Here is a 12,639-nt window from a genome sequence, read left to right on the forward strand (position 1 = left end):
ACGGTCACATCACTCTCTTTTTCGCGCAGCCCCCTTTTTTTGCTCTGAGCAATCACACATGACGACAATGATGTACTGTCGGCACCATTAACGCCTTTTCGCCGGCTCGCCGCCCGGACCTACGGCCGGCCGCCCCGGCCAGGTCACGCGCCCCGGCAGCGCGCATCCGTAGCGCCGCTACGGGGCCGGGCGCCGGGCGGCCGGCGGATGCCCGGCGGATAAAGACGCATTCCAATGAACGGTCATGGCAAGGCCGGGCGGTGGTGTAGGGTAACGCTGCAATATGCACCGCTTGATGCAAGCTTGATAGCAGGTGCGCCCGGCGCAGACCCCCACCTGAGTGTGGAACAGCACCATTGCCCGACGGACGGAGGCAGCGATGGCGACGTCGCGGACCCCCACCGTCCGCCAACGACGGCTGGGGGCGGAGTTGCGCCGCCTGCGCGAGGAGCGGAACCTGACCGGTGACGGGGTCGCCGAGACCCTCGGCTGGTCGCCGTCCAAGGTGAGCCGGATCGAAAACGCCCGGATCGGGGCGCGCGTCTCCGACGTGCGGCTGATGCTGGAGCTGTACCAGGTCGACCCGGCGCACCAGCGGGAGGTGCTGGCGCTGGCCGAGGAGGCCGGCCAGCGGGGCTGGTGGGCCCAGTACCCCGACCTGCCGCCCGAGTACGCGGCCTTCATCGCCCTGGAGGACGAGGCCGACGCGGCGCTGCAGTGCGAGAGCCAGGTGATACCGGGGCTGCTGCAGACCGAGGAGTACGCCCGGCATGTGATCCAGGGCTGGAACGCGATCGCCACGCTTCCCCCGCAGGCCCTGGAGCGCCGGGTGGAGGTGCGGATGCGGCGGCAGCGGCTGCTGACCCGCCCCAACCCGCTGCGGCTGTCGGTGGTGCTGGACGAATCGGTGCTGCTCCGGCGGGTCGGCGACCGGTCCACCATGTACGCCCAACTCAACCGGTTGCTGGAATTGGCCGCGCTGCCCAATGTGGACCTTCGCGTGCTTCCCCTCGACGGCCCGCATCAGCCGATCGTGGGCGAATCGTTCATTCTTTTGGAATTCTCTCCGGCATACGATGTGACTTTCCCGGACGTGGTGCACACCGAAAGTCTCACCGCCACGCAGTCCCAACACGAGTCGGTCACCCATAGTTACCGGCTGGCATGGGATAGTCTTGCACACCAGACTCTCGGGAGCGAAGAATCGCTGGAGCGAATCTTCCAAATCGCCCGGGAGCGGTGGCGGGTCTGACCGCCTTCTGGGCAGCACATCAGGTAACGATCCGAAAAGGATGGCACGCGTGAAAAGCGCTTTCTCCTTTCATTTCCCGGCGGCCTCCTGGCGACGGGGCTCGGCCTGCCACGCCAACAACACCTGCGTGGAGGTGGCCCGGCTGACCGCCGACTGCCTGGGCACCCGCGACAGCAAGCAGGGTGAGCACAGCCCCGTGCTGCGCTTCACCCCTCAGCAGTGGCGGGCCTTCGCCGAACAGGTCAAGGCCGGGGCCTTCGACCTGGCCTGATCCCCATCGCAGGCGGCCGGGCACGCGAGCCGGGAAGATCACCGGCTCACATTCTCCGGCGATCGTGTGACATACGAAAACACTGATGCCACAGAGAATGGGCCACGGATCTTCCCGGTCTCGCTCGCATCGCCACCGTCCGGCGCCGAAACTCCGCCCAAGCCGTTTCCCGAGCGGCCGGGCAACCTGCGGCGCGGCTTGTATTTCCCCGCGCCGCCGCCATCCTCGCATCGCTTCCGGTTCCGTTTGAGAACGCGCCGAGTGGGATACTTCAACGGCTTACGACACATTCTCCGGCGCGTGCCCCTGTTACCGTCCTGACAGTTCGAAATCGACCATTCCAGGCATTTCGAAAATATCGGGCGCCGCTGGGGCGTCTCGCCGGTACCGGATGAAAAGAGGTGGCAACCTGATGCCTGTGCAGTCCTCGTCCTGGAGGAAGAGCACCCACTGCGGCCCCAACCAGGCCTGCGTGGAGGCCGCCAGACTCGCCACGCACGTGGCCGTGCGCGACGGCAAGCGCTCCGACGGCCCGGTGCTCCGGCTCTCCCCGGCGGGCTGGCTGGCCCTGCTGTCCAGCGTCAGGGCCGGTGACCTGCCCGGCGAGAACTCCCCGTCCGCCGCACCGGACCGGCCCTAGCAGGTGAGGGGACCTCCCTCCTCCGCCCGACGCCAGGCGGAGGAGCCCCGCTCCACCCCCGCCTGCCTCCCGCCGGCCGGACGCCGCGGCCGAAGCTCACCGAACCTTCTTCAACGCGCCCTCTCCGCGGGTCGAGACGAGGGCCTCGCGGTCAGAGGCGATGCCGTGACCTGCACCGTCGCGGCACCGGAGACCACCCGGGCTCCCGTCCCCGGTGCCTTGGGCCACGTGCTGAAAAAAGGTCACTCCACCGTCACGGACTTGGCCAGGTTGCGAGGCTGGTCCACATCGTGCCCCTTGGCGCTGGCCAGCTCGCAGGAGAACACCTGCAGCGGCACCGTCGCCACCAGCGGCTGCAGCAGGGTGGGCACCGCCGGCACCCGGATCACGGTGTCGGAGTAGGGCACCACCGACTCGTCCCCCTCCTCGGCGATCACGATGGTGCGGGCGCCCCGGGCGCGGATCTCCTGGATGTTGGAGACGATCTTGTCGTGCAGCACCGCGCGGGCCCGCGGCGGCACCACCACCACGACCGGCAACCCCTCTTCGATCAGCGCGATCGGGCCGTGCTTGAGCTCACCGGCGGCGAAGCCCTCGGCGTGCATGTAGGCCAGCTCCTTGAGCTTGAGCGCGCCCTCCAACGCCACCGGGTAGCCCACGTGGCGGCCCAGGAACAGCACGCAGCGCTCGTTCGCCAGGGAGCGGGCCAGCTCGCGGACCGGCTCCATGGTCTCCAGCACCCGCTCGACCTTCTCCGGCATGGTGGCCAGCAGCTGCACCATGGCGAAGACCTCATCGCCCCACTTGGTGCCCCGCACCTGCGCCAGGTAGAGGGCGATCAGGTAGACCGCCACCAGCTGGGTCAGGAACGTCTTGGTGGCCGCCACCCCCACCTCGGGGCCGGCGTGGGTGTAGAGCACCCCGTCGCACTCGCGCGGAATCGTCGAGCCGTTGACGTTGCAGATGCTGAGCACCCTGGCGTGCTGCTCGCGGGCGTGCCGCACCGCCATCAGGGTGTCCATCGTCTCCCCGGACTGGGAGATCGCGATGACCAGGGTGGTGCGGGTCAGGATCGGGTCCCGGTAGCGGAACTCGCTGGCCAGCTCCACCTCGCACGGCAGCCCGGCCCAGTGCTCGATGGCGTACTTGGCGATCAGCCCGGCGTGGTAGGCGGTGCCGCAGGCCACGATGATGATCTTGTCGATCTCGCGCAGCTGCTCATCGGAGATGCGCATCTCATCCAGGGTCAGCCGCCCGTCGGTGCCGATGCGGCCCAGCAGGGTGTTGGCCACCGCACGCGGCTGCTCGGCGATCTCCTTGAGCATGAAGTACTCGTAGCCGCCCTTCTCGGCGGCGGTCACGTCCCAGTCGACGTGGTACTCGCGCACCTCGGCGGGCTTGCCGTCGAAGTCGGTGACGGTCACCCCCTCGCGGCGCAGCTCCACCACCTGGTCCTGGCCCAGCTCGATGGCGTCGCGGGTGTGGGCGATGAACGCGGCCACATCGCTGGCCAGGAAGTTCTCCCCCTCGCCGACACCCACCACCAGCGGCGAGTTGCGGCGCGCGCCCACCACCACGTCCGGGTCGTCGGCGTTCACCGCCACCAGCGTGAAGGCGCCCTCCAGGCGGCGGCAGACCCGGCGCATCGCCTCGGCCAGGGCCGGGGTGACGCGCAGCTCCTCCTCCAGCAGGTGGGCGACCACCTCGGTGTCGGTGTCGGAGGCCAGGGTGTGGCCGCGCTCGGTCAGCTCGGCGCGCAGCGCGGCGAAGTTCTCGATGATGCCGTTGTGGATGACGGCCACCTTGCCCGTGCAGTCCAGGTGCGGATGGGCGTTGTGGTCGGTGGGCGCCCCGTGGGTGGCCCAGCGGGTGTGCCCCATCCCGACCGTTCCCTCAGGGGTCGGCTCCTCCTCCAGCGCCTTGCGCAGGTTGCCCAGCTTGCCCGCCCGCTTGGCGGTGACCACCGCCCCGTCGCTCAGGATGGCCACGCCGCTGGAGTCATACCCCCGGTACTCCAGCCTCGCCAACCCCTCGACCACCACGTCCAACGCCGACTTTGAGCCAACGTAGCCCACGATTCCGCACATGACGGCCACACTACCCAGCCGTCGGGTCGCCGCTGTATCCCTGGCCGCCCAGGGGGCCGAACCTTTTTCAACACCTGGCCCAAGACGCCGGGGAGGCGGGCCCCGCCGGCGTCCGGTACCGCGGCCTCCCAGGTCACGGCATCGTCCCCGGCTGCGACGCCTCCGTCTCGACTCGCGGGGACGGGGTGCTGGAAAAGGCCCACGGCGCAGCCGTCTGGAAAATCACTCCGAAGGGAATCTCCTGATGATCGCGGTAATCGTCGACAAGTAACGGATCATGGAGTCACACGGCGGTGCCGGGGCTTTGTACTCTTCCACCCATGACATTGGGGTGGGACACCGTGCCGAGTCCCTTCGTAGAGATCTCCCGTGAGACCTGGCGGACGCTCCGAGCCGACGACCGGCTGCCGCTGACCCCGGGGGAGCTGAATGCGCTGCGCGGCCTGCGCGACCCGATCGACACCACCGAAGTCGAGGACATCTACCTGCCGCTGGCGCGGCTGCTCAGCCTGTTCTTCACCGCCGACGAGCGGCTGCGCGGCACGATCGGGGAGTTCCTGGGCGAGCCGGTCGGCCCCACGCCCTTCATCATCGGCATCGCCGGCAGCGTGGCGGTCGGCAAGTCCACCACCTCCCGGCTGCTGCGCACGCTGCTGGCCCGCCGTCCCGAGCATCCGACGGTGGAGCTGGTCAGCACCGACAGCTTCCTGTACCCCAACGCGGTGCTGGCCGACCGGGGGCTGCTGGACCGCAAGGGCTTCCCCGAGTCCTACGACCGCAAGGCGCTGCTGCGCTTCGTCTCGGCGATGAAGTCCGGGGCCGAAGAGGTCACCATCCCGGTCTACTCCCACCTGGAGTACGACATCGTGCCGGGCGCCGAGCAGACGGTGCGGCGGCCGGACATCCTGATCGTGGAAGGGCTGAACGTGCTGCAGCCCCCCGCCCCCGGCTCGCAGGCCATATCCGACTTCTTCGATTTCTCCATTTACGTGGACGCGCGGATCGAGCACATCCGCCAGTGGTTCATCGAACGGCTGTTCGCGCTGTACCGGACGGCCTTCGTCAACCCGCGCTCGTACTTCCACCGCTACTCCCAGGTGGACCAGGACGAGATCGCCGCGTTCGCGCACCGGGTGTGGCGCGAGGTCAACGAGGTCAACCTGGTGTCCAACATCCTGCCGACCCGCGAACGCGCCACCCTCGTGCTGCGCAAGGACGCCGACCACAGCGTGCGGGGCATCCGGCTGCGCCGGATCTGACCGCCGGCGCCCGAACGTTCATCGGACCTTCCTCAACAGGCCGCCTCCGCAAGACCACAAGGGGTGCCCCGCAGTCAGGGGCGATGCCGTGGCCTGCACCGTCGCGGCACCGAAGACCACCCCGGCTCCCGTCCCCGGTGCCTTGGGCCGCGTGTTGCCAAAGGCTCATTCGGCGCCGGTGACCGTCACGGTCCGCAGCCGCATCGCCGCCGCGACCGTGGCGAGCACGGTGACGCACACCAGCAGCAGCACCGCCGCCGGGGTGCGCACCGACGCGTGCACCGCGGAGGCGGAGGTGATCGCGTCGGCCACCGACAGGCCCCAATCCTGGATGGAGAGCGACCGGGCGCCCGGCACGAAAGCGCCCAGCAGCGACTCCCACACCAGCGCATACAGCAACCCGACCGTCACCGCGTTGCGGACGGCCACCGCCAGCGCCACGAACACCGCGGTGTAGGCGATGCCGGCCGCCAGCGTCCCGGCGGCGAACGCCGACGTCAGGCGGGCGGCATCGCCGACCAGCACCATGCCGGCCAGCACCGTCGGCACCACCGCGAACACCGTCACCAGCCCGATCGCCACCGCCAGCTTGGTGACCACCACCACGTGCCGGGGGATCGGCTTGGTCAGGATGTACATGATCTGGCCGTCGTCGATCTCCGGGCCGATCACCCCCGTCCCGGCGATCAGCGCCAGCAGCGGCAGCAGCGTGGCCAGCGCGAAGCGCTCCAGCACCCCGGCCGCGGTGCCCGTGTCGGTGTTGCCGGTCACCACCAGCGCCACCGCCAGCGCAAGCAGCATCATCGGCAGCGCCAGCAGCAGCCACACCCGCCGCCGGCCCAGCATCGCCCGCAGCGTGATCAGGGCGATCGTCGCGTTCATGGCAGCAGCATCCCCATTCGGCTCGTTCGGATCGGCGCGGCGGCGCTCACCGGTTCACCAGGTAGGAAAAGACGCTCTCCAGCGACTCGTCCGCCGGGGAGACCTCCCACAGCCGCACCCCCTTCTCGCGGGACAGCCGGGGCAGCAGCCAGGTGAAGCGGCGGAAGTCGGTGGCCTGCACCCGGATGCCCTTGCCGGTCAGCTCCACCGCGCGCGCCGAGCCGTCCGCGATGATCGCCGCGGCCAGCGCCCGGTCGTCGCTGGAGCGCACCAGGAACTGGTGCGGCCGGTCGCTCATCAGGCGGCGGATCGCCCGGAAGTCGCCGGAGGCGGCGTGCCGGCCGGCCACCACCACCTCGATGTGCCCGGCGACGCGTTCCACCTCCTCCAGGATGTGCGAGCTGAACAAGATGGTGCGGCCCTCGGCGGCCATCCGCCGGATCAGGTCCATCAGCTGCAGCCGCTGGCGCGGGTCCATGCCGTTGAACGGCTCGTCCAGCAGCAGCACCGGCGGGTCGTGCACCAGCGCCGAGGCCATCTTGATCCGCTGCTTCATGCCCTTGGAGTACTTGCCGATCCGGCGGTGCTGGGCGTGCGTCATCTCCACCAGGGCCAGCGCCCGGTCGGTGGCCGCGCCCGGGTCGGGCAGCTTGAACAGCTTGGCCATGGCCAGCACGAACTGCCTGCCGGTCAGGAAGTCATAGGCGGTCTCCCGCTCGGGCACCAGCCCCAGCCGCCGGTAGACGCCCGGGTTGTCCCACACCGGCTCGCCGTCCAGGGTGACGGTGCCGGAGGAGGGGGGCAGGAAGCCGCCCATCATGTGGATCAGGGTGGACTTGCCCGCCCCGTTGGGGCCCAGCAGCCCGGTCACCCCCGGCCCGATGGTCATCGAGACCCCGTTGACCGCCACCACGTTGCCGTACCAGCGGGACACGTTCTCCAACCGCAGCACGCTCACAGGTCGGCGCCCTTCCGGAAACGGCGGTACAGGACCGCGATCGAGACGGCCACCACGGCGACGCACAGCAGCAGCGCCACCGGGCCGCCCAGCGGGGCGGGGGGCACCGCCACCGCGGACTTCTGCGCGCCCAGCAGCCTCACCTGCACCGCGTCCACCAGGTTGAACGGGGTCAGCAGCCCCATCCAGCCGGCGAAGGCGAAGTTGGTGCGCGCCTCGGCGATGCCCTGGACGGTCAGCACGAACATGCTGGACAGCAGGTACACGGAGATCACCGCGGCCACCCCGAACCCGCGGCGCGGGGTGCAGGCCGCCACCGCCAGCGCCAGCGCCGACAGCACCACCGCATACAGCGCCGCGCCGGCCAGGGCGCTCAGGTAGCGCAGCGCGTGCCCGCCGGGGTCGGGCACCTGGTTGATCAGCCCGCCGGCGTACAGCACGGTGACCGGGACGGCCATCAGCATGAACATCGCGGTGGTCAGCGCCGCCAGCTTGGCCAGCGCGAAGTCCAGATGCCCCACCGGGCGGGAGAAGTACAGCGGCACCACGTGAAAGCGCAGCTCCCGGGAGGCCAGCACCGGCGCCTGGGTGGCCAGGAAGATCGCGATGACCGCCTGCAGGTAGGTGGCGTAGGCCGAGTACCGCCACAGCAGCTCCGGTTCCCTGCTGATGGCGACCACCGCCACGTCGGCCGCCGCCGGCAGCAGCATGATCGCCGCCAGCAGGAAGGGCATCACCTTGGCGCGGGCCGGCCGGCCCAGTCCCCAGGCGGCCCGCAGGTTGTGGACGTACAGCGAGCGCAGCACATAGGAACGGCCCAGCCGGCGCCCGTCATAGCGCCGGTATCCGATGTCGTGGATGGTTCCGCTCGTCATGCCCCGCTCCCCCTTCCATCGGCCGCTCCCCCGGGTGGCGGCGTCCACGGGTGGCCGCCCGGCGGCCCGGCGGGGGGCGATGTGAAGCCCACGGGCGCGGCCGGTGGGACGGGCGGCGCGGTCGCCGGGGGCGGCGGGCCGGGCATCGGCGGGGCCTGCCGCCAGGCGTCCTGCGGCGCGGTGAAGACCTCCTCGATGTGGTGGCGGCGGCGCTCCATGCGGATCAGGCACAGGTTCAGCTCGACCACCGCGTCCCGGATGAGGTCGTAGGTGTGCTCTCCGGCCACGTCCACCAGCAGCAGCCGCCCGTCCGGGCGCACCGACAGTCCCGCATCGGCCAGGCGGTGCCCGAGGGCGTCGCGGCCCTCCTCGACCTCCACCGCCAGCGTCCCGCTGTCGGCGGTGAACTCCGCCACGGGCTGGGAGCGCAGCAGCCGCCCGCCGTCGATGACCACCACGTGGTCGCAGGTGCGCTCCAGCTCTCCCAGCAGATGCGAGGTGACCAGCACGCTGATGCCGAACTCGGTGCCGATCCGCCGGATCAGCTCCAGCATCTCATCGCGCCCGGCCGGGTCCAGCCCGTTGGTGGGCTCGTCCAGGAACACCAGCTGCGGGTCGTGCACCAGCGCCTGGGCCAGTTTGACCTTCTGCCGCATGCCGGTGGAGTAGCCGCCGATCGGCCGGTAGCGCTCCTCGTGCAGCCCCACGTGCCGCAGCGTGTCGGCGGCGCGTTCGCGGGCCGCGGCGGGCGGCAGCCCGCTCATGCGGGCCATGTGCACCACGAAGTCGGTGGCCGACACATCCGGCGGCAGGCAGTCGTACTCGGGCATGTAGCCGACCCGCTCCCGGATCAGCGCGCCCTGATGGGCCACGTCCAGATCCAGCACCCAGGCGCGGCCGGAGGTGGGCGGCAGCAGCCCCAGCAGGATCTTGATGAGCGTGGACTTGCCGGCGCCGTTGGCGCCGACCAGCCCCACCACTCCCGGTTCCACGGCCACGGTGAGGTCGTTCAGAGCGGTCACCCCGGGAAACCTCATCGTCAGCCCTTGGGTGGCGATGATCGGCATGTCCCGAACCTAGTGGAACGGGCCGGGTGCCGTCTTCACCCCCAGGTCGGACTCCGGCTGGCGGCTTTGCTGCTTTCGGACGCCCCGCAGGCCGGGCGCCGTTCGCCCGTCCCTACAGTGAACACCATTGATCACCGTAAAACGGGCATGAATGAACCGGAGATGAGGCGGTGAGGTGATGAACTTCCGGCGGCCGGGCCTGATCATGGCGGCCGCGGCGGTGGCGGCGTCCGGGTGCAGCGTCCACATCGACACCGGCGACCAGGGCCCTTCCGCAGGCGGCGTGAAACCGGACGCCGCCGCCGTCACGGCGGCCCGCAGGGATCTGCGGACGCTCGCGGTGGCCCCCGAGGGCGCCGGGCGCGGCTATGCGCGGGAGAAGTTCGGGCAGCGCTGGCGCGACATCGACCGCAACGGCTGCGACCAGCGCAACGACGTCCTGGCCCGCGATCTGCAGCAGGTGCGGCGGCGCGACGGCTGCGTCGTGGTGTCGGGCACGCTGCAGGACCCCTACACCGGCAAGACCATCTCCTTCCGCAAGTCGGATGCCGCCGAGGTGCAGATCGACCACATCTACCCGCTGGCGCTGGCCTGGCGGATGGGCGCCTACCGATGGAGCGCGCAGCGCCGCGAGCAGTTCGCCAACGACCACGACAACCTGCTGGCGGTGTGGGGCGTGCCCAACGGCCAAAAGGGCGACTCCGGGCCTGGCGAATGGCAGCCGCAGAAGGCCTACCAGTGCGTCTACGGGGTCAAGTACATCGCCGTGGCCCGCAAGTACGGCCTGCCGGTGACCCGCGCCGACCGCGACGCCCTGGAGGACTTCCTCAACCGCTGCTGAGCGGGCGCACCGCCGGCGCTCCCCTCCCGTCCCGGGCAATAGCATCGGAGACGACCACGTTCATCGCCGATCAGGGGGAGACCATGGGGACCGAGCCGGAGGGCCGGGACGAACCGCAGATCGAGACGCCGGCCGGCACCGGCTCAAGCGACAGGCCGCGCGTCCGCACCGAACGGGCGGTGGGCGCCCGCGCCACCGGCGCGGCGGTCACCGGGGCGTCGGCGACCGGGGTGACGCTGCGCGCCGGCGGCGGGCTCGGCTCGCTGGCCCTGGGCGCGATGACGCTGGGCGCCCTGGCGGTCGGGGCCGTCGCGATCGGCAGGCTGGCCATCAAGCGGGCGATCGTCCACCACCTGCAGGCCGGCACCGTGGAGATCGCGCACCTGAGGATCGGCCGCCTGGAGATCACCGAGGACTGAGCGCAGCCCAGAGCGTTCACCAGGCGTAACACCCGAAAAGACCGGTTCGCGGATGCAGCTGTCCCTTCCCCGCGGACAGCAACATGCCCGTGCCCTCCGGCTGCGCCGTCATGCTCTGGAGCATCCCGGTGGGGATCGGCCTGGTGATCATCGGTTTCATCACCAGCGTCATCGGCTCGATCTCCCTGCCCTCCCTGCCGTCCTTCTCCAAGAAGGAGGAGGCCGAGGCGGCCCACCGGGCGCTCCAGGGCACGCGGGACGGCCACCGCATCTGTGGCGGCCGGCGATACGGCATGCGACTGGAACTCAAGCCGAACCCGGCGGGAGAACTGCGGGTGAACGGCACCGTCCCCCTCTTCGAGGGCCGCGACACCGAGGGGGCGGTGACCGGGTCCTTCTTCATCGGCGGTGAGCACTCCGGCGAGAAGCCGACGCTGGAGCCCGAGTTCTGGAAGGGCGGCAGCGCCCCCTCCGGCCAGGCGGCCTTCACCCTGCGGGCCGACGTCCCCTACGGCACGCCGACCGCCCTGAGCGGAAAGCTCAAGGAGACCGAGGCCGGGGGCCTCGGCTGCACCGCCTTCGAGGTCGCCAAGCGGAAGGCGAAGTGACCCGCCCCGACCGGTGAGCGGCCCACCCGCCGACCGGGCCCGTCCGGTCACCGGGCCGGCGATCAGGCGGGACGGGCGGCGGAGACCGCCCGGTGAGGGCTCACAGGGCGGTGCGGACGACCTCGGCGAGGCGGTCGGCGACCCGCTGGGCCTGCTCCTGGGTGGGGGCCTCCACCATCACGCGGACCATGGGCTCGGTGCCGCTGGGCCGGATCAGCACCCGGCCGCCGTCGCCGAGCTCCTTTTCCGCCTCGGTGACGGCCTCGGCCAGCTCCGGGGAGGCGCCGACCTTGGTCTTGTCCACGCCGCGCACGTTGACCAGCACCTGCGGCAGCCGGTGCATCACCTTGGCCAGCTCCTCCAGGGAGCGCTCCCGGCGGGCCATGGTCGCCAGCAGGTGCAGGCCGGTCAGCAGCCCGTCCCCGGTGGTGGCGTGCTCCAGCATGATCACGTGGCCGGACTGCTCGCCGCCCAGGGTGTAGCCGCCGGCCTTCATGGCCTCCAGCACGTAGCGGTCGCCCACCGCGGTCTCCACCACGCCGATCCCGGCCTCGCGCATCGCGATCTTGAAGCCCAGGTTGGACATCACGGTGGCCACCACGGTGTCCCCGGCCAGCCGGCCCGCCTCGCGCAGCTCGGTGGCCAGGATCGCCATGATCTGGTCGCCGTCGACCACCTCGCCGGAGGCGGTGACCGCCAGGCAGCGGTCGGCGTCCCCGTCGTGGGCGATGCCGGCGTCGGCGCCCTGGGCGATCACCGCGGCCCGCAGCGCCTCCAGGTGGGTGGAGCCGCAGCCGGCGTTGATGTTGAGCCCGTCGGGGGCGTTCCCGATGGCGGTCACCTCGGCGCCGGCCCGGCGCAGCGCCTCCGGCGCGATGGACGAGGCCGCCCCGTTGGCGCAGTCCACCACCACGCGCAGCCCGTCCAGCGAGGCCGGCAGCGTGGACAGCAGGTGCGCCACGTATTGCTCGACCGCCCCGTGGGCGTCGCGGACGCGGCCCACGTCCGCCCCGGTCGGCCCCTGCCAGTCCGCGCCGAGCTGGGCCTCGATGCGGTCTTCGATCTCGTCGGCCAGCTTGTAGCCGCTGCGGTCGAAGAACTTGATCCCGTTGTCGGGCGCCGGGTTGTGCGAGGCCGACAGCATGACCCCCAGATCGGCCTCCAGGGCGCGGGTCAGGTACGCCACCGCCGGGGTGGGCAGCACCCCCAGCAGCAGCACGTCCACCCCGGCCCCGGCCAGCCCGGCGACCACGGCCGCCTCCAGGAACTCGCCGGAGGCGCGCGGGTCGCGCCCCACCACGGCCACCGGCCGGTGCCCGGCGAACGCGCCGGCCTCGCCCAGCACCCGCGCCGCCGCCACGGACAGGTCCATGGCCAGCCGTGCCGTCAGGTCACGGCCGGCGACCCCACGCACCCCATCGGTTCCGAACAAACGGCCCACAGCTCAACTCCCACCCGTCGGGTCTTGGACGCGGCCCGT

The 12,639-nt window shown here is 71.1% G+C and carries 13 protein-coding genes; 7 read left to right on the forward strand and 6 right to left on the reverse strand.

Translation table 11 applies throughout. The annotated features are described in order from the left end of the window. Positions 1–379 precede the first annotated feature (379 nt). The 3 genes from TCUR_RS20965 to TCUR_RS20975 all read left to right on the forward strand — a co-directional run bounded on the left by TCUR_RS20965 (position 380) and on the right by TCUR_RS20975 (position 2,163). The gene (locus TCUR_RS20965) at positions 380–1,252 is read left to right on the forward strand and encodes a helix-turn-helix domain-containing protein (protein ID WP_012854580.1); all 873 of its coding nucleotides are present in this window, start codon (positions 380–382) and stop codon (positions 1,250–1,252) included. Between the two features lie 49 nt (positions 1,253–1,301). Next, on the forward strand, positions 1,302–1,523 hold the full coding sequence (locus TCUR_RS20970) for a DUF397 domain-containing protein (protein WP_012854581.1): 222 nt from the start codon (positions 1,302–1,304) through the stop codon (positions 1,521–1,523). A 412-nt stretch (positions 1,524–1,935) separates the two neighbouring features. Beyond that, complete coding sequence (locus TCUR_RS20975; protein ID WP_012854582.1) at positions 1,936–2,163, forward strand: DUF397 domain-containing protein; 228 nt, start codon at positions 1,936–1,938, stop codon at positions 2,161–2,163. A 242-nt stretch (positions 2,164–2,405) separates the two neighbouring features. On the opposite strand, the gene glmS is transcribed toward TCUR_RS20975, so the two are convergent. After that, positions 2,406–4,250, reverse strand: coding sequence for a glutamine--fructose-6-phosphate transaminase (isomerizing) (glmS, locus tag TCUR_RS20980; RefSeq protein ID WP_012854583.1), 1,845 nt, complete (start codon positions 4,248–4,250; stop codon positions 2,406–2,408). 320 nt (positions 4,251–4,570) lie between these two features. Here glmS and coaA point away from each other — a divergent pair, with 320 nt between their 5' ends. Beyond that, on the forward strand, positions 4,571–5,509 hold the full coding sequence (gene coaA / locus TCUR_RS20985) for a type I pantothenate kinase (RefSeq protein WP_012854584.1): 939 nt from the start codon (positions 4,571–4,573) through the stop codon (positions 5,507–5,509). A 165-nt stretch (positions 5,510–5,674) separates the two neighbouring features. Here the strand turns inward: coaA and TCUR_RS20990 are convergent, their stop codons facing one another. From TCUR_RS20990 to TCUR_RS21005, 4 genes are read right to left on the reverse strand one after another with little or no spacing between them, the layout of a single operon-like run. After that, the gene (locus TCUR_RS20990) at positions 5,675–6,391 is read right to left on the reverse strand and encodes an ABC transporter permease (protein WP_012854585.1); all 717 of its coding nucleotides are present in this window, start codon (positions 6,389–6,391) and stop codon (positions 5,675–5,677) included. 46 nt (positions 6,392–6,437) lie between these two features. Beyond that, positions 6,438–7,349: an ABC transporter ATP-binding protein gene (locus TCUR_RS20995; RefSeq protein WP_012854586.1), complete on the reverse strand. Its 912-nt coding sequence runs from the start codon at positions 7,347–7,349 to the stop codon at positions 6,438–6,440. Next, positions 7,346–8,224 (reverse strand): hypothetical protein, encoded by an 879-nt coding sequence (locus TCUR_RS21000; protein ID WP_012854587.1) that lies wholly within the window; start codon positions 8,222–8,224, stop codon positions 7,346–7,348. Before TCUR_RS21000 ends, TCUR_RS20995 begins: the two co-directional genes overlap by 4 nt. Beyond that, complete coding sequence (locus TCUR_RS21005; RefSeq protein WP_012854588.1) at positions 8,221–9,291, reverse strand: ABC transporter ATP-binding protein; 1,071 nt, start codon at positions 9,289–9,291, stop codon at positions 8,221–8,223. The genes TCUR_RS21000 and TCUR_RS21005 overlap by 4 nt, the downstream gene beginning before the upstream one ends. Before the next feature lie 178 nt (positions 9,292–9,469). Here TCUR_RS21005 and TCUR_RS21010 point away from each other — a divergent pair, with 178 nt between their 5' ends. From TCUR_RS21010 to TCUR_RS27195, 3 genes are all read left to right on the forward strand, one after another. Next, positions 9,470–10,132 carry an HNH endonuclease family protein gene (locus TCUR_RS21010; protein WP_012854589.1) on the forward strand — a complete coding sequence of 221 codons (663 nt, stop codon included), beginning with the start codon at positions 9,470–9,472 and terminating at the stop codon, positions 10,130–10,132. An 83-nt stretch (positions 10,133–10,215) separates the two neighbouring features. Next, positions 10,216–10,551, forward strand: a complete 336-nt coding sequence (locus tag TCUR_RS21015; protein ID WP_012854590.1) for a hypothetical protein — start codon at positions 10,216–10,218, stop codon at positions 10,549–10,551. 83 nt (positions 10,552–10,634) lie between these two features. Next, positions 10,635–11,159, forward strand: coding sequence for a hypothetical protein (locus tag TCUR_RS27195; protein ID WP_012854591.1), 525 nt, complete (start codon positions 10,635–10,637; stop codon positions 11,157–11,159). Positions 11,160–11,259: 100 nt separating this feature from the next. On the opposite strand, the gene glmM is transcribed toward TCUR_RS27195, so the two are convergent. Beyond that, positions 11,260–12,600 carry a phosphoglucosamine mutase gene (gene glmM / locus TCUR_RS21025; protein WP_012854592.1) on the reverse strand — a complete coding sequence of 447 codons (1,341 nt, stop codon included), beginning with the start codon at positions 12,598–12,600 and terminating at the stop codon, positions 11,260–11,262. Between the last annotated feature and the right edge of the window lie 39 nt (positions 12,601–12,639).

The organism is Thermomonospora curvata DSM 43183 (assembly GCF_000024385.1).
In the GTDB taxonomy this organism is placed as follows: domain Bacteria; phylum Actinomycetota; class Actinomycetes; order Streptosporangiales; family Streptosporangiaceae; genus Thermomonospora; species Thermomonospora curvata.

What these genes read in the sequence shown, in the direction of transcription:
- TCUR_RS21010 (WP_012854589.1), top strand. Translation starts at nt 9,470, where the DNA reads ATGAACTTCCGGCGGCCGGGCCTGATCATGGCGGCCGCGGCGGTGGCG.
- TCUR_RS21005 (WP_012854588.1), bottom strand. Translation starts at nt 9,291, where the DNA reads ATGCCGATCATCGCCACCCAAGGGCTGACGATGAGGTTTCCCGGGGTG.
- glmS (WP_012854583.1), bottom strand. Translation starts at nt 4,250, where the DNA reads ATGTGCGGAATCGTGGGCTACGTTGGCTCAAAGTCGGCGTTGGACGTG.
- TCUR_RS20990 (WP_012854585.1), bottom strand. Translation starts at nt 6,391, where the DNA reads ATGAACGCGACGATCGCCCTGATCACGCTGCGGGCGATGCTGGGCCGG.
- coaA (WP_012854584.1), top strand. Translation starts at nt 4,571, where the DNA reads ATGACATTGGGGTGGGACACCGTGCCGAGTCCCTTCGTAGAGATCTCC.
- TCUR_RS20965 (WP_012854580.1), top strand. Translation starts at nt 380, where the DNA reads ATGGCGACGTCGCGGACCCCCACCGTCCGCCAACGACGGCTGGGGGCG.
- TCUR_RS20975 (WP_012854582.1), top strand. Translation starts at nt 1,936, where the DNA reads ATGCCTGTGCAGTCCTCGTCCTGGAGGAAGAGCACCCACTGCGGCCCC.
- TCUR_RS27195 (WP_012854591.1), top strand. Translation starts at nt 10,635, where the DNA reads ATGCCCGTGCCCTCCGGCTGCGCCGTCATGCTCTGGAGCATCCCGGTG.
- TCUR_RS21000 (WP_012854587.1), bottom strand. Translation starts at nt 8,224, where the DNA reads ATGACGAGCGGAACCATCCACGACATCGGATACCGGCGCTATGACGGG.
- TCUR_RS21015 (WP_012854590.1), top strand. Translation starts at nt 10,216, where the DNA reads ATGGGGACCGAGCCGGAGGGCCGGGACGAACCGCAGATCGAGACGCCG.